Source organism: Syntrophomonas palmitatica JCM 14374, from assembly GCF_001311885.1.
Taxonomy (GTDB): domain Bacteria; phylum Bacillota; class Syntrophomonadia; order Syntrophomonadales; family Syntrophomonadaceae; genus Syntrophomonas_A; species Syntrophomonas_A palmitatica.
Genome location: NZ_BBCE01000003.1, coordinates 85,733 through 104,800, shown reverse-complemented (window position 1 = coordinate 104,800; position 19,068 = coordinate 85,733). Strand labels below are relative to the sequence as shown.

Sequence of the window (19,068 nt, the reverse complement as noted above, 5' to 3'; positions counted from 1 at the left end):
TTTAAATCATAATTTTGCACAGGAGTGATAACAATGATAATTAAACCCACATCCGCATTAAGGACCGAACTGGGCGAGATAACCAAAATATGCAAAGAAAGGTCTGAGCCCGTTTATTTAACCAAAAATGGCGAGGGCGAGTTGGTCGTGATGAGTATTGCCGCTTTCGAAAGGAAAGAGGCCATGCTAAACCTGAGAGCTAAATTGCTGGATGCTGAACAGCAACGGTTAAGCGGCGCACCAACCTGTACTACTGATGATCTCAGAAAATTCGTCAAGGATTTGCACCATGAGCAAGTATAAAATAAGGGTATTGCAAATTGCTCGTGAGGATTTGGGTGAAATCTATTTTTACATCGCAAGCGATAATCCTCAGGCAGCCCTGAGCATGACCAACAAGATTATTGACAAAATTGATACTTTGGCAGAACTTCCGTTTCTAGGGAAAACCGTACCGGATAGCGAACTGGCCAAACGTGAATTCCGCATGCTTATTGTGGATAGCTACATCGTTTTTTATAAGGTTATTGACGAAGAAATTATTGTATACCGGGTGCTGCACGGTACGAGGGATTATTCCGACTTATTGAAATAATCCCTGTATGAGTAAGGGGTCTGTGGTTCTGAACACGCTTTAGTGTGATTGAATAATTATCTATAAATTCTGTGCAGCATAAACAGGGCAACACGGAGCGACCTCACGCTTGCTACCGCTTATACGGTGAAACGGCAGGCTTATTGTTTTCTGTTTTTCATTTTCCCCTGTTTGCTAGTCGCCTCTTTCTATATCCTCTTTCGGTTTTTCTACCCGCAGACCCTCCACATGCCTTTTGCTCATTATCTTGCGCTTTTTGCGGGTGTCCTTGCTTTCCAGGACAATATCCATATCGTAGTTTTCCGGGTACAGGTCCTCGCGGTCAACCTTTAACGTGAGGCGTTTGCTGTTGACGACATATTTCTTATCCATAACCAGGACCACCACATCGCCGCGCCCGTTTTCTTCTTCACAGACGATTCCGGTCCGCTGCATGGTGCTAATATAAACGCAGTCGCCTACTTTAAGATCTTTGGGTACGTATTTTTTGCGGCGTTCATAACGGGCCTTAACCTGCTGGTTCTGCTGGCTCTGCTGCTGTTCTTCTTGGTGAACTTTTATTTCTTCCTCATCCCGTAATGAAAATACAGACTGCGCAGATTCCAGGTCATAATTCTTATGCTGGCCATAGCTTATTTGATGGGCTCGTTCGATAATGTGCCGGTCCATACCCAGGCGCAGGGCAATAAGAAAGGCATTGCTTTCACCCGCTGTCCCAATCTGCAATCTGTACAGAGGTCTCAGGCTCTCCACATCAAAAGCCATCGACCATTTTCAAAACCGGGTGTGTGAGCGGCAAACTCCTTGATTTCTCCAAAGTGAGTCGTAGCCGCTATAGTCGCGCCTTTGGAGAAAACCTCTTCCAGGACCGCTATGGCAAAGCCCTTGCCTTCCGCCGGGTCGGTCCCCGCTCCCATTTCATCCATTACCACCAGGGTGTGCGGCCCGGCAAGTTCGATGATGCTCAGTATATTTTTGAGGTGAGCGGAAAAAGTGCTCAAGGATTGTTCTATGCTCTGGCCATCGCCGATGTCGGCCAATATGTCGTTGAAAACTGCGAACTCACTGTCTGTCTCAACGGGAACATGCAGGCCGCACTGTACCATCAAAGTCAATAAAGCTATGGTTTTCAAGGCCACGGTTTTGCCGCCGGTGTTGGGACCGGTAATTATTAAGGCGCGGTAGTCGGCTCCGATCTGAAAATCAAGCGGCACTGCGCTGCTTCCCAGCAGCGGGTGCCGGGCTTGTTTGATTATAATCCTGCCTTCATTATTTAAACGCACTGGTTTCATGTCCCGGCTGCGGCTGTATTTGGCTTTGGCGAACACAAAATCATAGTGGGCCATGGCCTGCATGTTAATTAAGATTTCCCGGCTGTACTCCCCCAACCTGGTACTGAGATAACTTAATATCCGGTAAACCTCATTGGCTTCTTCCATCTGCAGGATGTTTATCTCATCCTGCAGCCCGGCGATACTGTTCGGTTCCATAAAAACCGTGGAACCGGTGGAGGATGTGTCCAAAACCCGCCCAGGAAAAGATTTATGGTACTGTCTCTTCACCGGCACTACGTATCTGCCGTTTCGTGTGCTTATCACCGGGTCCTGCAAGATGCTGCCGTAGGTGCTGGAACGCAGAATATCGCCTAATTTCTGTTTGATGCGCTCCTCCTGAATTAAGAGTTGCCTTCTTATCCGGGCCAATTCATGGCTGGCGTGATCATCTACCTGTCCGTTTATAATGCTTTTCGCTATCTCGTCTCTTAATTCAGACAGTTCAAACATGGACCAGGCATAAGACGCTAGTTCGGGCAAAGAATTCTCCGTCTTGCTCATATAGCTGCGCAGTCGTTTGACAGAATCCAGGAAATTCTGGCAGGAAGTGAGTTCCTGCGGGGTTAAGACCATGGATTTTTCAGCCTTAATCATAATTTCATCCATTCCTTCCATGGAACTCAGCGGAATACTGGAGTTAATGTCCAGCATGGCACAGGCCTGGGTGGTTTCGCGCATCCAAGCATTAATGACATCCATATCAATAACCGGCTTAAGTTGCTCTAATTTCAGCCTGGCCTGTTCGCTCATAGCATATTTTTTTATTTCATCAATGACGGCTCCAAATTCGAGTATATTCATAGTATTCTGGTTCAACTTACTCCCTCCTAAAATATAACAAATACGCCCTCCGGACGACCTGCGTTATCAGTTAGATTGCCGCATCGCTAACGCTCCTCGCAATGACAAATCCGCGGTTTGTAATCCTTTATTGTGTCATTGCGAGCGCAGCGAAGCAATCTTTCCCCGTTTTCGCAGCAACAATAAGGCGTTGGCATTGCCGTTCAACGGTGATATCTAACACCCTGCCCGCGCTTCCGGACAGACTTATCCACAGCCATTCGGAAAGCATGCTTTCCTATACAAATAAATAAGCCGGGAAAGAACCTCTCCGGTAGTTTCCCAGCTAAAATAAGCTTAAGGCAAGGCACAAAATATATGCCCTACCATATATTCATACTATTTAAGGATAATCCGGTGTCGTTCCGAGTCTCAGCCCACAGCAAACCAGGCCTGCCGCCAAAGGATACGCCTGCTGCGGTTTTATAACTATAAAATTAAGGTCAGTTATTGAACAACCCCGGACATAAATACATCCTTTATCGTTTGATATGAATATTGTACTTCAAACCAAATGTAATATCAAGGCAGCCGGCGGGAAAACGCTTGCATACTATCTCAAAATGGTTTTATAATAATTTAAACTACTGGCCGGAAGGATAACTCTGACCGTCCAGATTTTAAAACCGTTACCCTGACAAATCGGGTCATCCTTATTTAAAGGGGCAAGGACATAGTGTACGATTATGATGCTTGCTCCAGGGAGTAAGCGTTTTTATTGGGAAGGAGGCTGGCAGTGGAAGAAAAAAGACTGGGTGTTATCGGTATCGTGATAGAGAACCGGGAAGCCGTCCCCAGGGTAAACCAGATACTCAGTGAATATGCCCATATGATAATCGGCCGGATGGGCCTCCCCTACAGGGAAAAAGAAGTGTCGGTCATTTCCCTTATCGTTGACGGAACAACCGATGAACTGGGGGCATTAACGGGGAAACTGGGCAAAATCCGCAGTGTAACCGTAAAAAGCGCTTTGACCAAATCGTTGTAAGAGGACGATTAGATGATTAGACACATATAGCCGCCGATTCGAATTGAATATTGGCCCTGATAATGAGGTGTTTTACTGAGTTAAAGGGGAGCAGGTATAAATGTATTTATGAGCCGCTTGCTCCTATTCAGGGCAGGCGGCTTATTTATTCCGGTACATAAAACTATTTTAAAAGTTATATTTAAGGAGGACGATTCTAATGGAAAATCTGGCGGTACAACAATGGATTGACAATGTAATCAAACCCGAGCAGATCGAAAGGTATTTGAACCACGGCAAGGACTTTATTGATGAGCCTTTTATTCAGGAGACCCTCTTGCAAACTCGCAACCCTGATAAAAATCGGGTGCGTGAAATTATGGCCAAATCTCTGGAATTAGAGCGTCTAAATCCTGATGAAACCGCTACCCTCTTGAACTGTACGGATGAAGACCTGTGGCAGGAGATGTATGCAACCGGCCTTAAAATCAAGCATAAGGTTTATGGGCGGCGCATCGTCTTTTTTGCCCCGCTTTATGTAAGCAATAACTGTGTAAACAGCTGTGTTTACTGCGGTTACCGCAAGGAGAATAAAGAGTCTGTCCGCCATCGCTTAAGCCCTGCGGAACTGGAAGAGGAAATCAAAGCCCTGGTATCCAAAGGTCACAAACGGTTGATTATGGTCTACGGCGAGCATCCCGATTCCGATGTTCATTATATAGCCGACACCCTGCGTATAGCTTATAACACCAAGGTTGGCAACGGGGAAATCCGCCGCGTCAATGTCAATGCCGCTCCGATGTCGATTGAGGATCTGAAAATCCTGCGCGATGTAGGCATCGGCACCTTCCAGGTGTTCCAGGAAACCTACCATCATGCCACCTATAAGAAGATGCATCCCCGCGGTCTGAAAGCCAATATGGGGTGGCGGCTCTACGCTTCGCACCGGGCTATGGAAGCGGGAGTGGACGATGTGGGTATAGGCGCATTGTTTGGCCTGGCTGACTGGAAATTCGAGGTTATGGGGCTTCTGGCCCATACCATTGACCTGGAACAGAAATTTGGCGGGGTGGGACCGCATACCATTTCTTTCCCGCGTATGCAGCCGGCGGTCAATACCCCCTTTGCGGAAAAGAGTCCCAACCTGGTAGACAATGACACTTTTAAAAAACTGGTTACCGTAATCCGCCTTTCAGTTCCTTATACGGGTATGATTTTAACCGCCCGGGAAAGCGCGGAAGTGCGCAACGATGTTATCAATGTAGGCTGCAGTCAGATCGATGCTGATTCAAACATAGGCGTAGGGGCCTATAGCAAAGATAAGGTAGAAGTCAACACCCAGCAGTTTGTATTGGGCGACCAGCGCAGCCTGGATGAAGCCATTCGGGATATGGCTAGAATGGGCTATATCACTTCCTTCTGCACGGCTGACTACCGCTGCGGACGCACCGGGGGCTGTTTTATGGGCATAGCCAAGAAGGGCAAGATTCACAACCTGTGCCAGCCCAACGCCATTCTCACTTTTAAAGAATACCTCCTGGATTACGCCAGCGAAGAGACCAGACAGGCCGCTTCCTATTTGATAGATAAAGAGTTTGAAGCCCTGCCCAATGACAACATTAAGCAAACGGTAAAATCATGCTGGAGCGTATTGAAGCCGGGGAACGGGATTTGTTTTTGTAAAAAAACAGCCGGATTAACACAGAATAAATAATGTAGCACTGCATCATAACTGGCTTATGATGAAAACAGTCAATGGGAGCGAAGGATATGGATAGTATAGCAACAATCTGCAGAGAACAGCAGGGTCTGGGTATGGAAGCAGTAATCAAATCATGTCACCAGGCTTTGATAGATAAGTACCCGGGGCTGCAGCTGCGCTGGTCCCGGGTGTATGGCAAGCGCTGGTCGCATGTTTACGGTGAAGGCAACGCATCATCCCTCAACAAGCAGCGCGTAGAATTAGGACCAAACTGGGGTTTGTATATTGATAATCCTGAAGCTGTTAACGAAACTGAACTGAATTCCATTATCCAGGCCTTGAAAGCGGGGTGGCCCGGTGAGTGCAGCCGTTAATACCATTTCGTTGTCAGATAATGGCGGAAACCTTTCATGGCCGCCTTTACAGGCTGAACGTGAAGCTCTAAGCAATGTTCTGGCCAGTCAGGATGAAGATCTGTTTGCAGTTCTTCTGGACAAAGCCGAAGAATGCCGGGCAACGGTTTTGGGGAATAAGGTTTACCCGCGCGGTTTAATTGAATTCAGCAACCTGTGCCAATGTGACTGTTATTATTGCGGTTTGCGCCATTCCAATACCAGGCTGGGCCGCTACCGGCTTACGGCTGACGAAATAGTTGCTCTGGCGCGGGAAGCCTGGGAAAAGGGGTACCAGTCACTGGCCTTGCAATCTGGGGAATTAAAGAGCAGCCGGGAGGTTAAGTTCGTCAGCGAGGTCATAAAACGGATTAAGGATATAACCGCCCATGATGGCTCGCAGGGTCTGGGAATCACCTTGAGCATCGGCGAGCTTGCCTATCAACAGTACCAGCAGCTTTTTGACGCCGGTGCGCACCGCTACCTGCTGCGTATTGAGACCTCTGATCCCAAACTATTTAACCAGCTGCATCCCCCGGGACAGAGCTTTCAAAAACGGTTGGAATGTTTGCAGGCTCTAAAGGATATAGGCTACCAGGTCGGAACCGGGGTGATGGTCGGCTTGCCGGGGCAGACTTACGAGCAGTTGGCTGCTGATCTGCTGTTTTTTGTGGAGAGGGATATAGATATGCTGGGCCTCGGGCCTTATATCCCCCACCCTGACACACCGCTGGCTTCAGGTCCGGAAACAGTTATCGCAAATCCTTATAAAACCACTTTAAAGATGATGGCCCTGGCGCGGTTGCTGATGCCTTATATAAACATGGTTTGTTCTACTGCCTTACAGACCATAAGTGCAGACGGCCTGGCCATGGGGATAAAGGCAGGGGCCAATGTGGTTATGCCGGTAATGACCCCGGAAGAAAACCGCTCAGATTATTCCCTCTACGCGGCCAAGAAATATTCCAGTTTTGAACAGCTCCGGCATGAAATAAATGCTGCCGGGTATGAACTGGTCCTGGGCGAATGGGGTGATTCTCCGCATTATTTCCGGCGGCGTCAGCTTTAATGTTATTATTCAGGCAGCTTTTCAGAAAGCGCAAACGTCTCTTTGTCGAATACAACAAGGAAGACAGTCATATCGCTGTTCATTAAAAAGCTGCTGATGGTTGAGACAGCTATCGCCAGGGCTTCAGCCTTGGGATAACCATATATTCCGCTTGAAATCAGAGGAAACGCAATGGACTTGCATCCGTTTTGCTGTGCAAGAATCAGCGAGTTAATGTAGCACAAACGGAGCAGTTCCGCTTCACCATGTTTTCCATCTTTATAAACCGGCCCGGCAGTATGGATAACATATTGGGCAGGCAGGTTAAAACCGCCCGTTATGACGGCTTCTCCGGTCTTTATCGGCCCTAGTTCATCACAGGCTTGTTGCAGTTGAGCAGCCCCTGCGGCTTTAAAAATCGCGCCGCAAACTCCGCCGCCCATTTGCAGAGCAGTATTAGCGGCATTCACAATAACGTCAACCTGCATTTTGGTAATGTCATTCCTGATTATCTCCAACGGCATATTTGCACCACCCTAAACCTATTATACTTAAGTTTATTCAGCCTCAAAATCTATAAATAAAAAAGCCCCCGATATTCAAGGGCTTGACATTTCATTATATTTTATTTAAGGTCATGTCAGATGCTACCTGACCACGACTCTCCGTTGATTGAGTGGGAACTTAGTGTTGGTGCCTCCGGCTCTGTCCCGGAGGTCTTCTCTTTTTCTGATAGGGTTCATATATCAAAATAGCAGGCTTTTCACCCGCTATTAACCTATAGTCATGCTTGTTCGTATCCTTTTGGAGAAAAACAGTTTTTAGGCGCATTTTGCTAAGGCATACGCGAATATTCAATAGCCATATCTACAAGCTTGGAATTTTCAAAGAAGTCTGCGTAAATAACTTGAATATGGTTGCTGCCGGAAGTGTCCTGAAATTGACTCTTAAGAACGCTTCCCATATCCGGGTTTACTCTGTTGCTAAGATCTTTTGTGCTTCGGTAATCAATCAGGTGATTAGTAATATATCTCTGTATGACATCTGTTGTCATCTCCCTGATTTTCCCCTTCACGTCGAAGCCTACAGTCTTGGCGGCATCGAATACCCAGCCGGGGACATTCTTTAGTAGCTCATCGGTTAAAATTACCGGTAATTTCTCATGCAATCTGGTTGGTATTATTTTCGCAACATCGCCCCCATTAGTGGTCAATGTATACCATAAAGTGAACGGTTTGTTTACAGCTGCAGCTGCATTGTAGTTTCTAACCTGATCGGTTATCATCGTGTCTTTATCAGTCGAATTTGAATATTGAAAACCTTCTTTGTCATTCTGGGAATACATACCTAATTCATTATATGTCCAGAAATATTTATTATCGTCGTTGGACATTTCATTGGCATCTTTACCCATCAAAAGAATCACCTTGGATGACGGATTATCGCCCACTACTTGTTGATAGGTTTTATTAAATGGATTACCTGACTCCGGTTTGTAGGCATAACTACCAAGCTTTGTCTTAACAGCATCGGCAAAGGAATCCCAATCGTAACCGGCAAAGTGAGACATCTCAACAACGACAACTTCCCCATTTGTGGTGGCGCAGAAATTTGCTATCGAGTCCAGTACTTCGTTCATATTCACCCCGACAAGGAAATGGTGAGTACAAGCGCCGCCCGCTTTCAGATATACGCGCAAGTCGAACCAGCGGATGCCGGCATTGAGCTGCTGGGTGATATTATAGTCTTGGCACCTGGACAAATCTTTAATCTCATCGAATAAGAAATTTACCATTGGGTCCTTTATGCTTGAATCGACCCCGATCGTATAACTTTTATTCACAATTGGAATGTGAATTGTAAAATTACAATTCTCAACAATTGAGTCAAATGCGTCTTGTGCTGTGGCGTAAATAATGTTAATCGCATCACTACGCAATTTTCCAATCGGATCGTATTTAATAATATCAAGATCAACGGGGGCAAATTCGTTTTTAAAATCCCAGGTTCCGGTATCGTGGGTGGCGGGGAAAGTAATCCCGCGCAGAGTCTTGGTTTTCAATTCAGGTGTGCTGGACATCCAGTTGCGGTAGAATTCTTTTTTGAACAAATACCATCTTTCCCATTCACCTGCGTTGGTCAAATGTATGACCGCGGCTTCATCCCCTGAACCCCTGGCTGATAGGTAACTTCCCCAAGCCGATTTTACTAGTATTGCGTCGGTTGCCTTTACCGGCGCTGTTGAGGTTGGGTCTGCCGGGTTGATAATTTTCCATCTTTCCCAGGGACCGAGGCTTCTCATTGTCTGGATAGCGGCGCCTTGTCCCCATGGGTCCCGCGCTGAAAGATAGTTATTCCAGTATAAGGAACAAAATGCCACCGTATCGTTATATTTAACTACACCGCCGGCACCAAGGTGCAAAGGATTTACAATCTCCCAGTTTTCCCATTCCCCCAAATCACTCATCAGCTTTACGTCTCGCTTATCATTTCCGCTGCGTCCCGAAAGGTAGTTATAAAAATTACCGGATTTCAAGCTGATGATGTCGCCAAAATGTATTTCGGAGCTGCTGCAGATCGGGCGCCCGTATCCCTCGGGTGCTACCAACCATCTTTCCCACATATCAGTATTGCCTATCAACTCGACATGTGAATAGTCATCCCTGCCGCTGGCCGAGAGGCATTTTGCAAAATCCACTGATTTAAACAAAGCTACGGCCCCAGGCTTGACCATAGCGGTAGAACCGGTATTATCGGGATCAATAATTATGAATCTCTCCCACGGCCCGGCATCGCTCATTACCTGGACATTGACGGTATAGTCCCGGCCTGAGATGTAATTACCCCAATACTTCGATTTCAGCAGCACCGTATCGTTATATTTCACTTCCCCGCGGTAATCCCGGTCGTCATTTTTAATGATTTGCCATACTTCCCATTGCCCAATATTTTTCATTAATTCTACGTTAGTCTTATTACTACCACTTCGCCCTGAGATGTAATTGCGCCAGTGGGCTGATTGCATGGTTATGTAATCACCGTAGCGGATGTTTTGCACAGTGGGTGTGTCCCCGGGAAGCCCGACGGGCTCTTCAATGGAAACTGTGTATGTTGTCGTTTTTCCTCCGACAGTGATGGTTAATACCTGGTCATATGCTGTTTCCGAGCTATTAAAGCCGGTTATGTTTGCTTCGGTTATTGGTAGTATGACTGTTGTGTTAGTATCGCTGTACGTCCCGGTTACCTGTAAACCGGTGATATCCAGGCTATCTCCTGCCGAATAAAGAAGTTTGTTTGCCGGAACGGTTATTGCTATGCTATCAGGTACCGGCAAAACTGTGATATTATATGCTGCTGTTTTTCCTCCGGCAGTGATTGTCAATACCTGATCAACAGCTGGTTTTAAGCTGTCAAAACCGGTTATGTTGTCTTCACTGATTGGTAATATTGCTGTACAATTAGTATCATTGTAAGTCCCGGTTACCTGTAAACCGGTGATATCCAAGCTATCTCCAACCAAATAAAATATTTTTGTTGCCGGAGTTGTTATTGCTATACTATCAGGTGCCGGCATAACTGTAATGTTATATGTTGCTGTTTTTCCTCCAACTGTGATTGTTAATACCTGATCAACTGCTGGTTTTGAACTATCAAATCCGGTTATGTTAGCTTCAGTAATTGGTAGTATGGTTATAGCATTAGCATTACTGTAAGTTCCGGTTACTTGTAAACCTGTGATATCCAGGTGATCACCTACCGAGTAAATGAGTTTAGCTGCCGGAATGGTTATAGTTATGCTAGCAAATACTGAATGCGTTTCTTCTGATGTGGTGTGAGTCCCCTTACCGGGCGTAACCGTCGATGTATCCAATATCTTACCCGCAATAGACGCAGTAACTCCGTGTCCTAGAACAAGCTCGGCAACCTGTTGTTGGATAGCTACACCGGCAGCATTTACCTCTGCTTTACTAACTTTGCCTTCACCATTGACTTGGGCAGAAGCACCTGCAATGAAGTTTACAATTGTAGCTTCTTTTAGCACATTAATCATAGTACCGGCAGCTTGAGCAGATGTTTCCAGGGTGATATTTCCGTTCACCAATTCAATATCTGCTTTTGCATCAACGTACACTTTAAAATCGCCGGCAAATTGCAGTGCCGAATTGCCAGTAAACGTGGGAGATATTTGAACAACATCAAAGCCTTTGCCTGACAGGTTATTTTCTTCCAACCTGGCATCAGATTCAAGGGTCACCTTTCCTACACGGATGTACCTTCAGCTATGATTCTAGGGGCCTCACCAAAATCTTTATCAACCAGCACTTCATTCAGATTGGAATTATGTATAATTACCGAATTGGCACCGCCGCCTCTTATTAATGTCCTGCCGGTAACGTTTACGTTGTCAAGTTGGACATTACCATCCCCTACTCCGGCTGTAAGTATAAGATTGCCTTCAATTTTGGCATTTCTGATATTCACACCCGGAGAACTTACAGTCACGTTTCCCTTAATAGATGCTGAATCCTTTTCAGGTCCATAAGTACCTGCAACATTATATACTGTACCGAGCGCCTGATATAAAACCGTTACAGCTTCTGCCCTGCTAATATTACTCAGAGGCCGAATAGTATTGTCGGGATATCCTTGAAAGCAATTTTCTGTAACTGCCGAATTGAGATATTCCTTCCCCCATAGTGGTATATTGTCCGCATCTTGGTATCCATTGATTTTTGCAACAGCTTCATAATTTTTTAACTTCAGTACCGAGGAAAGTATTTTTGCTACCTCTATCCTGGTTATGGGGTTATCAGGTTTAAAGGTGCCATCTTCGTAACCTGATATATAACCGGCTGTTGTTGCTTTTTCTACATCACCTGCATACCATGCCTGTGAAGAAACATCTGAAAAAGCAGTTGCATTCTTAGCAGTCAATCCCAGTGCCAGGTTTAGTACCGCAACAAATTCGGCTCTGGTAATTTTATTATCCGGCTTAAAGGTAGCGTCTTCATAACCACGTATAAAACCTTTTTCCAACCATTTGTTCACCTGCGCGGCAGCCCAATGCCCTGTAATATCTGATGTTTGAGCAAAAACCGGCATAGCAATCGAAATCAGCATTAATATTACCACTAGCAAAATATTTACCAGGGTATTTTTTCTTGCCTTCAAGTTAACCCTCCTAATAGTTATCTCTCCGTAAGAAACCTTTCTTTTATTTTATATGCTTTTAACCCATAATTGATAGTCATCGTACTATATTAGCTAGTTATTTTGTCGAATTTAATCCAAATTCTGCGGTTAAGAAACCCTTCGTTTTGCTTTTGGGTCTAATTCTCCTTCTATCGCTATTTTGTAACTATGTCGGTTTCTCAAATATTGTTTTCCAGAAAACGGGAAGAGGCTGTCCCAAATCCGAAAATGAATTTAAGGTCAGCCTCTTAAAAAGTTCAAAAGAAATAACTGGTCGGGATGACAGGATTTGAACCTGCGGCCTCCTGGTCCCGAACCAGGCGCTCTACCAAGCTGAGCCACATCCCGACACGCACATAATATTTTAGCATCGACCGGGCTTGAAAGCAATAGGCTGTTCTTGCTATCTGCATAATCCTAATGTTTTGAAGGCACCTTCCAAATCCTGAGGTTCGTTTAGAACCTGGGCGAATAAATCCCCTGTCTTATCCAGCCTGGCAAATATGTTGCTGATAGTGAAATCCGTTGGTTTGATTTTATCGATTTCTTCCCAATTTATAGGTGCAGAAACCGGAGCACCGGCCCGGGGCCGTACACTGTAAGGGGCGCACAGGGTTTTGCCCAGCACGTTCTGCATGAAATCCACGTAAACCTTAGACCCGCGTTTTTTAACATTACGTTCGATTGTAGCGATTTTAGGCAATAACAGGCATGCCATTCCGGCAATTTTGCCGGAAAACTCCCGCAGTTCTGCATAAGTGTACTGATTAACCAAAGGCAGGTAAATATGCAAGCCCTCGGCTCCCGATGTCTTCAAGTATGATTTCAGTTTCAACTCATCCAGGATTTGTTTTAGCAGTTTGGCGATAGCAACTACTTGTTCAAAGGTGCTGCCTTCGGATGGGTCGAGGTCGAAAACGACATAATCCGGGCAGTCAATAGTGCCGGGGCGGGAAAACCAGGGGTGGATTTCAATCACCGCCTGGTTAGCCAGCATACCAGATCAGCTTTATGCCGAACCATGATAAGATGCTTTTCGGCGCCTTCTTCAAATTTCCATGGCATGGTTTTAATCCACTCCGGCATATATTCGGGGGCATTCTTTTGGTAAAATGATTTGCCCTTTATTCCGTCAGGATAGCGGGTAAAAACCAGGGGCCGGTCATGCAGGTGAGGCAGTATATACGGAGCTATCCTGGCATAATAATCGATGAGATCACCTTTGGTATAGTCATCATCAGGCCATAAGATCTTATCCAAATTGCTTATCGCAAGCTGTTTTCCTTCTATATTTACCCGGGTATGAGTTGCCATAATATTTTTCCTCCTAGATAGTGCATTCTGCGGGAGTAAGAACTGCAAATTCTTTAATTACCGGCGACCTTAGACTCATTTCCTCGGTCCATTCCTGAAACTCTATCCTTGCCCCCAAGCGAGGTTCAACGAAATAGCCGCCGGCAGGAGGGCGGGTAAGGTTGTCAAAAGGTGATTTATCGCAGCGCAGGGGAGGAAGCCCTGAACTTAATATTTCCTGTTGTTCAGAGTTCAAACCGCTGCCGGCCCTGCCGACAAAAATGAACCGGTCATCCTGGTAAACCCCGAGCAGGAGTGCATTCACCACCTGGCCGCGCAGGGTATAGCCTCCAATAAGGCAATTCTGTTTAAGCCGGCATTTGATTTTCAGCCAGTCCCGGTGCTTTTTCCCGGCTATGTAGCGGCTTTGCCTGTGTTTGGCCACAATCCCTTCCAGCCCCATGGCGCAAACGCTGTTAAATAAGGCTACACCCTGTGGAAAATCTTCTACGAGCTGCAAAAAATCCTGATTCGTTACTTTTTGCCGCAATTTTTCCTGGCGGTATTCCAAAGGTCTGTCCAGCAGCAATTCATTGTCTATGCTTAGAAGGTCGAAAACCATGTAATTTACAGGCAACATATACTGCAGATGTTCTATGGTTTTAGCCTGACTGGCCTGGTCACGGCGCATCACGGTCGGGAAACTGGGGCGTCCTCCTTTAAGAACCACAATTTCACCATCCAATATTGCCTGCCTGGCTTTTACCAGCTGCGGCAGTTTCTGCAGTTCCGGGTATTGCAGAGTACGTTCATGCCCGCGTTTGTTAATCAGTTTAACGCTATCCCCTTCTAAAACCGCCAGCATACGCACGCCATCCCATTTAAACTGATAGAGGAAATCCGCATTGTCAAATGCCGCAGGATGACTAACCGGTTCCATTACCTGGAGCAGCTTCTCTGATGCTGATATCATCAACCCACCCCGGCCTTGGCCTTTTTACGCCGCGCGCCTTTCTTGCTTTCTGGTCCTTTTCCGGCCCGGTTTTCTTCGGCTAATTGCACGCTGGCCCTCAAGGCTTCCATTAAATCCACTACTTTGCCCGGCTCTTCGGCTCTAACCGGCGAAACCAGTTCCTGACCGCTGACCTTGGCCTCGATCAATTCCCATAAAGCTTTGCGATATTCATCTTCATAACGCGAGGGGTCAAAATCAACGGAAAGGTTTTGGATCAGGCTCACCGCCATCTTGATTTCATTCTCATGCAGCTTTTCCGGGGCCAGTCCGGCATTAAGCCCGGCGGGAGAGCGTATTTCATCCGGATAAAATATGGTTTCCATGAGCAGGCGGCGTTCTTTTACTCTGAGTGCCGCCAGCGACTGGCGGCTGCGAATCATAACCCGGGCAATGGCAATTTTTCCGGTCTGCCGCATAGCCTCTACAATGAGAGCATAGGCTTTTTCACCCCCCGGCGCCGTTCAAGATAGTATGATTTGTCAAAGTAAACCGGATCAACCTGAGCCAAATCCACAAAATCGAGGATGTCTATGGTTTTGGTATTTTCTGCGGGGATGCGGGCCAAATCCTCATCGTCGATCACTACATAACTGCCTTTTTGATATTCGTACCCGCGCACGATTTCTTCGTTTTTGACTTCGCGCTGGCAGTTGCTGCAAAACTTATGATAATTAATAGGGTTCATACATTCCCGGTGCAGGTAGTGAAATTTTAAATCCTTATTTTCTGCAGCCACGTACATGCTGACCGGTATATTAACCAGCCCGAAACTTACCGCGCCTTTCCACAGGGTTTTCATAAGCTTTTCCCCTTTCCGCATTTATTTATAGCTTCCATTCTCGGCGGGGAAAATATTCAGGCTGGTTATAGAGCATTTGCTACCGCAAAATGTGGCCCAGAATATTAAAAAAACCAGGGTGGAATAAAAAATCAGAAAGGCGCCAATGAAAGCGAGATATGGAAGGGCTAAAATAATGGCCAGGCCGATTGACAGGGCCAGTATCTCACAAACATAAACTACCAGATAAGATTCTATTATCCGGCCCAGCTGCTTGAGCAGTTCGTTTATGCGAAAGGCATCCGCGGCTTCATGATGCGCGGCATATGCGGCCAGGGATAAGGGCGCTATTAATCCCACTATCAGGGCAATTATAGCCGTCAGAATAGTGCCTAAAACGGGGATAACGCCCAGGGCTATGCCAAGACCGATCGGAACCAGCATGTAAATCAGAAGAATAGCAAATGCGGATAAACCTTCGAAGAGATAATCCCGCCAGTCATGCCAATCGGGAAGTGAATTCCATCCCCGCATTCCACTACGCAGGCACGCTATCCCATATCCTAAAACCAGCAGGTTCATACCCGGTATCAAACATATCAATGATCCTATAAGCATTTTTTGCACCCAGTTATGGTCTTGAAACGGGTATTGTAAATGTTGTTTCAGATCCATAAAGTTAATCCCTCCCCCGTTATATAAATATTGCGGCTGGGAAGGGATTATATCTTTAAAATATGCTTGTTTATAACATTGTATTTTGTTTTACTTATTACCTCTAGCTTCGGCTGTAATTCCCCGAGTCATGTTTTACTCCATGTTGTCTTTGAATATCTGCCGCCTGTGCATGCCAGATTTGAAGCCTATCTCTAACCTGGCTGGAATCAGCATGGTCAACTATCAAGACTTCATTTTCACTCAGCTGCACCCCGATGTTATAATCACCGGTGCGGGGGTCGGCGCTGGCTAAAACACCTTCATATTGCTCCTTGCTGTAAAGCCCGCCTTTGAGAAAATCACTTTTGCTAACTATGCTGCCTTTGCGATTGTCCACGTTCTTTCCTCCTTATTAAAATGTTGTTGCCTTATTCTTACCCTGAATCAGCTCTCTTTATGTAAGAACCTGGCGCTGCTTTAATAGAGGAAGCTATGATTTCTTCTTTTTGCGGCCGTTTTAATTTTTTTATTTCACTTTCTCTTTTCATGGCTTCGCTTAAGGTGGGCCATTCTTCAAGATATATGATCTGCACCGGGAGACGGGCTCTGGTATACCGGGCAGCTTTGCCCTGCTGGTGTTCTTTCAGTCTGCGTTCCCAATCCAGGGTGGCGCCGGTATAATATGTTCCATCACCGCAGAGCAGTATGTAAGTGTAGGCCATCAGGTTTTACCTCCTGGTTTTTTCCTCAAAAATCGATGGCTGCGCTCGCTTGCAATCGTCACATTTAATCCGCCCAAGGTTCTTATCTCATAAATAAAGGGGAGGCTTAGCCTCCCCTTTAAAACCAATTTGGTTAGAAGCGATGGTGAGTAACCCTTAAAGGAAGATTAAACTTGTGGGTAATCGTGTTGCCCACCTCTTCAATACCATCCAGGGTCACATCAATGACCAGACATTTTAAGCGGGCATAAATACGATAGGCGTTATCCAGTTCTTCCGCCACCATCTCGTCCAGGCTGCTGATATTTTTCGGCAGATCGAAGCTGCGATACCTTTCCTTACGCAGTTCTAAAAGTGTCTCCATGTCAATAGTCAGCCCCACCATGGAAACCTTTTCTTTAAGATCCAATATCTCTTGTGGGATTTCGGTATCAATATTTATGGGATAATTGGCCACCTTAATACCCAGGTTGGCTAAATGCATAGAAAGCGGCGTTTTGGAAGTACTGGGCAGTCCCAATATAATTAGATCAGCTTCATGAATCGTGTCCAGGTTTTGACCATTGTCGTGTTCTATAGTGAACTCGATAGCTTTCATGCGATTGAAATACTGGTCGTCCAATTGATGAGTCAAGCCAGCGATGTTTTCAGGGTGCAAGCCAGTCTTGGTTTCGATGGCCGCAAAAAGCGGCTGCATCACATTAATAGCCATAACATTATTTTCGCGGGCCAGTTGATCGAGGAGAGTACACAGCTCCGGTTTTACGATAGTGTAAATTACGATAGCGTCCTCTTCGATAGCCTGATCTATTATTTTCCTAACCTGTTCCTCCTTGGTTACCCGGGAAAACCTGGTGATGCTACGTTCTACCCTAAATTGCAATACTGATGCAACCGCAATCTTCTCAGCGGTCTCACCTACTGAATCCGATACTGCGAAAATGTGCAGCTTTTCTGTCATGAAATCATCCCCCTCTCTTCTGCACTGCGATAAGGTCCCGTGCATCCATGTTTATTGACCTTTATGCTTAATTCTATTCTACAAGTCCCTGGGATTTTCCTCTTTTAAATTTAATAACAACTTTCGCTGCATGCGCTTTATTTATTATACAAGGCAAAATGCAGCTGGACTTAAGGCAAAGATAACGCTTGATTCCGCCGTATATCAACTATAGGAATTTAACCGTATATATGGTTTTTAATCATAACGCTTTAAGCTCGCCTTGCCTTCATGGCTTGAAAAAGCGTTAATCTTAACGTTAAATGAAGGCCATTAAAATGTAATATAAAATATCCTTTAGGTATAAAATATATAACAGTATTTATCAGCCGAGTAAACTGCAGCAAAAAATATTACCCTTGCTATATAAATATGATATTATTAGTTAGGGGATATTTTGAGGTGATAGTATGGATACAGGAACCGTTTTTATTCTGATTCTAATCATCTGTTTGGGTGTAGCGCTGGTGGCCGCTATTATAGGTGTATTTGTTTTTAACGGCTTCCACTGGTGGGATAAATTATAAAAACCGCTTCACTAAACACCATGCCGCTTGAGGTATGGTGTTTTTTATTTAACAGAAATAGTATGTTTATAACCCTCGCATCTGTTCACTTCTCAAATAACGGCGGTCTCGGCTCGCTAAAACCTCTTCTACCGCGGCCAGCATCTTTTCCCGGTCTTTTTGCAGGGTGCCGGTTACCGGCAGGTAATTGGAGGCATGAGAACCTACAAATTTTAGATTATCTATGGTTATATTTTCAAAAATCCACTTCATCTCTTCCAGGGTTTCAAATGCATCTAAGATTTCGAACTCGCCATGCTTAACTTTTCTATAAAGAGCGGTACCAGGTACGGGAGTCACGGTAAGTGCAGCCAGATACTGAGGTTTCATTTCATTAATAATATGAGCCGTAGCCAGGGCATGCTCATATGATCGCTCCCCTTTTCCGGCCAGACCCAGCAAAACCATGGCGGAAAGGTTTATGCCCACATTGACCAGGTTTTGCCCGGCCTGCAGCATCTCCTCATATCCAACCCCTTTATTAACCTCATGCAGCAGCCGGTCATCTCCGGTTTCCACGCCCAGATAGGCCTTGGTTAATCCCGCCGCGCGCAGGGCTCCTAATTCAGACATGCTTTTACTCAAGGTGCTTTTTGGACCCACATAGCTGCCCACATGCCTTAATGAAGGAAAGGCGCCGTAAAGCAAGGCCAGGATTTCGAGTAAGATGTCGGTATCTATTGCGATGGCGTCCCCATCACAGAGAAAAACCTTTTCCAGATCACCATAATACTTTTTGGCCATCGTAATATCAGTTTTTATCTCTTCCAGGCTGCGCACCCGGTATTTTTTATCTTTATACATGCCGCAAAACGTGCAGCCATTATGGGAACAACCTATGGTAACCTGTAAAAGATAGCTTTTAGCTTCACTGAAAGGACGAAAAATATTGCCCTCATATCTCACCTGGTTCAACTCCTCAAGTAATGTTTTTCTCAAGTTTAACCCAGTAAGTTAAGGGCGTAA

At 45.6% G+C, this 19,068-nt stretch carries 19 protein-coding genes, 1 tRNA gene and 1 pseudogene; 6 read left to right on the top strand and 15 right to left on the bottom strand.

The genetic code is table 11. From position 1 onward, the window contains the following. Positions 1-33: 33 nt before the first annotated feature. Complete coding sequence (locus tag JCM14374_RS02760; RefSeq protein ID WP_054693191.1) at positions 34-303, top strand: type II toxin-antitoxin system Phd/YefM family antitoxin; 270 nt, start codon at positions 34-36, stop codon at positions 301-303. Further along, positions 290-595 (top strand): type II toxin-antitoxin system RelE/ParE family toxin, encoded by a 306-nt coding sequence (locus JCM14374_RS02755; protein ID WP_054693188.1) that lies wholly within the window; start codon positions 290-292, stop codon positions 593-595. Before JCM14374_RS02760 ends, JCM14374_RS02755 begins: the two co-directional genes overlap by 14 nt. Positions 596-769: 174 nt before the next feature. On the opposite strand, the gene JCM14374_RS02750 is transcribed toward JCM14374_RS02755, so the two are convergent. Both JCM14374_RS02750 and JCM14374_RS02745 read right to left on the bottom strand, forming a co-directional pair. Next, positions 770-1,360 carry a hypothetical protein gene (locus tag JCM14374_RS02750; protein WP_054693184.1) on the bottom strand — a complete coding sequence of 197 codons (591 nt, stop codon included), beginning with the start codon at positions 1,358-1,360 and terminating at the stop codon, positions 770-772. Next, the gene (locus JCM14374_RS02745; RefSeq protein ID WP_054693182.1) at positions 1,336-2,745 is read right to left on the bottom strand and encodes an endonuclease MutS2; all 1,410 of its coding nucleotides are present in this window, start codon (positions 2,743-2,745) and stop codon (positions 1,336-1,338) included. Before JCM14374_RS02745 ends, JCM14374_RS02750 begins: the two co-directional genes overlap by 25 nt. A gap of 760 nt (positions 2,746-3,505) precedes the next feature. On the opposite strand from JCM14374_RS02745, the gene JCM14374_RS02740 reads away from it, so the two are divergent. From JCM14374_RS02740 to hydE, 4 genes are all read left to right on the top strand, one after another. Further along, entirely contained in the window at positions 3,506-3,757 is a 252-nt protein-coding gene (locus JCM14374_RS02740) for a TM1266 family iron-only hydrogenase system putative regulator (RefSeq protein WP_054693179.1), read from the top strand. Between the two features lie 199 nt (positions 3,758-3,956). After that, entirely contained in the window at positions 3,957-5,450 is a 1,494-nt protein-coding gene (hydG, locus tag JCM14374_RS02735; RefSeq protein WP_157048924.1) for a [FeFe] hydrogenase H-cluster radical SAM maturase HydG, read from the top strand. 56 nt (positions 5,451-5,506) lie between these two features. After that, positions 5,507-5,812: a hypothetical protein gene (locus tag JCM14374_RS02730; protein ID WP_054693175.1), complete on the top strand. Its 306-nt coding sequence runs from the start codon at positions 5,507-5,509 to the stop codon at positions 5,810-5,812. Then, on the top strand, positions 5,796-6,899 hold the full coding sequence (gene hydE / locus JCM14374_RS02725; RefSeq protein ID WP_054693172.1) for a [FeFe] hydrogenase H-cluster radical SAM maturase HydE: 1,104 nt from the start codon (positions 5,796-5,798) through the stop codon (positions 6,897-6,899). Before JCM14374_RS02730 ends, hydE begins: the two co-directional genes overlap by 17 nt. A 5-nt stretch (positions 6,900-6,904) precedes the next feature. Here the strand turns inward: hydE and JCM14374_RS02720 are convergent, their stop codons facing one another. From JCM14374_RS02720 to JCM14374_RS02665, 13 genes and pseudogenes are all read right to left on the bottom strand, one after another. After that, positions 6,905-7,402 carry a macro domain-containing protein gene (locus JCM14374_RS02720; RefSeq protein ID WP_054693169.1) on the bottom strand — a complete coding sequence of 166 codons (498 nt, stop codon included), beginning with the start codon at positions 7,400-7,402 and terminating at the stop codon, positions 6,905-6,907. 311 nt (positions 7,403-7,713) lie between these two features. Then, on the bottom strand, positions 7,714-11,133 hold the full coding sequence (locus JCM14374_RS02715) for a bacterial Ig-like domain-containing protein (RefSeq protein WP_054693166.1): 3,420 nt from the start codon (positions 11,131-11,133) through the stop codon (positions 7,714-7,716). A gap of 5 nt (positions 11,134-11,138) precedes the next feature. Then, positions 11,139-12,050, bottom strand: coding sequence for an S-layer homology domain-containing protein (locus JCM14374_RS02710; RefSeq protein ID WP_054693163.1), 912 nt, complete (start codon positions 12,048-12,050; stop codon positions 11,139-11,141). A 292-nt stretch (positions 12,051-12,342) separates the two neighbouring features. Beyond that, positions 12,343-12,419: transfer RNA gene (locus JCM14374_RS02705), tRNA-Pro, on the bottom strand. 55 nt (positions 12,420-12,474) lie between these two features. Beyond that, positions 12,475-13,385: pseudogene (gene ligD / locus JCM14374_RS02700) on the bottom strand (non-homologous end-joining DNA ligase). Positions 13,386-13,398: 13 nt separating this feature from the next. Beyond that, a complete protein-coding gene (ligD, locus tag JCM14374_RS02695) occupies positions 13,399-14,337 on the bottom strand; it encodes a non-homologous end-joining DNA ligase (RefSeq protein WP_054693160.1) in 939 nt (312 codons plus the stop codon). Further along, positions 14,337-14,795 carry a Ku protein gene (locus JCM14374_RS15100; protein WP_278279220.1) on the bottom strand — a complete coding sequence of 153 codons (459 nt, stop codon included), beginning with the start codon at positions 14,793-14,795 and terminating at the stop codon, positions 14,337-14,339. The genes ligD (JCM14374_RS02695) and JCM14374_RS15100 overlap by 1 nt, the downstream gene beginning before the upstream one ends. A 5-nt stretch (positions 14,796-14,800) precedes the next feature. After that, positions 14,801-15,178: a non-homologous end joining protein Ku gene (gene ku / locus JCM14374_RS15095; RefSeq protein ID WP_278279219.1), complete on the bottom strand. Its 378-nt coding sequence runs from the start codon at positions 15,176-15,178 to the stop codon at positions 14,801-14,803. 21 nt (positions 15,179-15,199) lie between these two features. Further along, the gene (locus JCM14374_RS02685) at positions 15,200-15,832 is read right to left on the bottom strand and encodes a DUF4013 domain-containing protein (RefSeq protein WP_054693156.1); all 633 of its coding nucleotides are present in this window, start codon (positions 15,830-15,832) and stop codon (positions 15,200-15,202) included. 103 nt (positions 15,833-15,935) lie between these two features. Further along, complete coding sequence (locus tag JCM14374_RS02680) at positions 15,936-16,211, bottom strand: hypothetical protein (RefSeq protein ID WP_054693153.1); 276 nt, start codon at positions 16,209-16,211, stop codon at positions 15,936-15,938. Positions 16,212-16,248: 37 nt separating this feature from the next. Further along, positions 16,249-16,536, bottom strand: a complete 288-nt coding sequence (locus tag JCM14374_RS02675) for a GIY-YIG nuclease family protein (protein ID WP_054693150.1) — start codon at positions 16,534-16,536, stop codon at positions 16,249-16,251. 133 nt (positions 16,537-16,669) lie between these two features. Continuing rightward, positions 16,670-17,497: a pyruvate, water dikinase regulatory protein gene (locus JCM14374_RS02670; protein WP_054693147.1), complete on the bottom strand. Its 828-nt coding sequence runs from the start codon at positions 17,495-17,497 to the stop codon at positions 16,670-16,672. A 632-nt stretch (positions 17,498-18,129) separates the two neighbouring features. Beyond that, entirely contained in the window at positions 18,130-19,008 is an 879-nt protein-coding gene (locus JCM14374_RS02665) for a B12-binding domain-containing radical SAM protein (RefSeq protein WP_054693144.1), read from the bottom strand. Positions 19,009-19,068 lie beyond the last annotated feature (60 nt).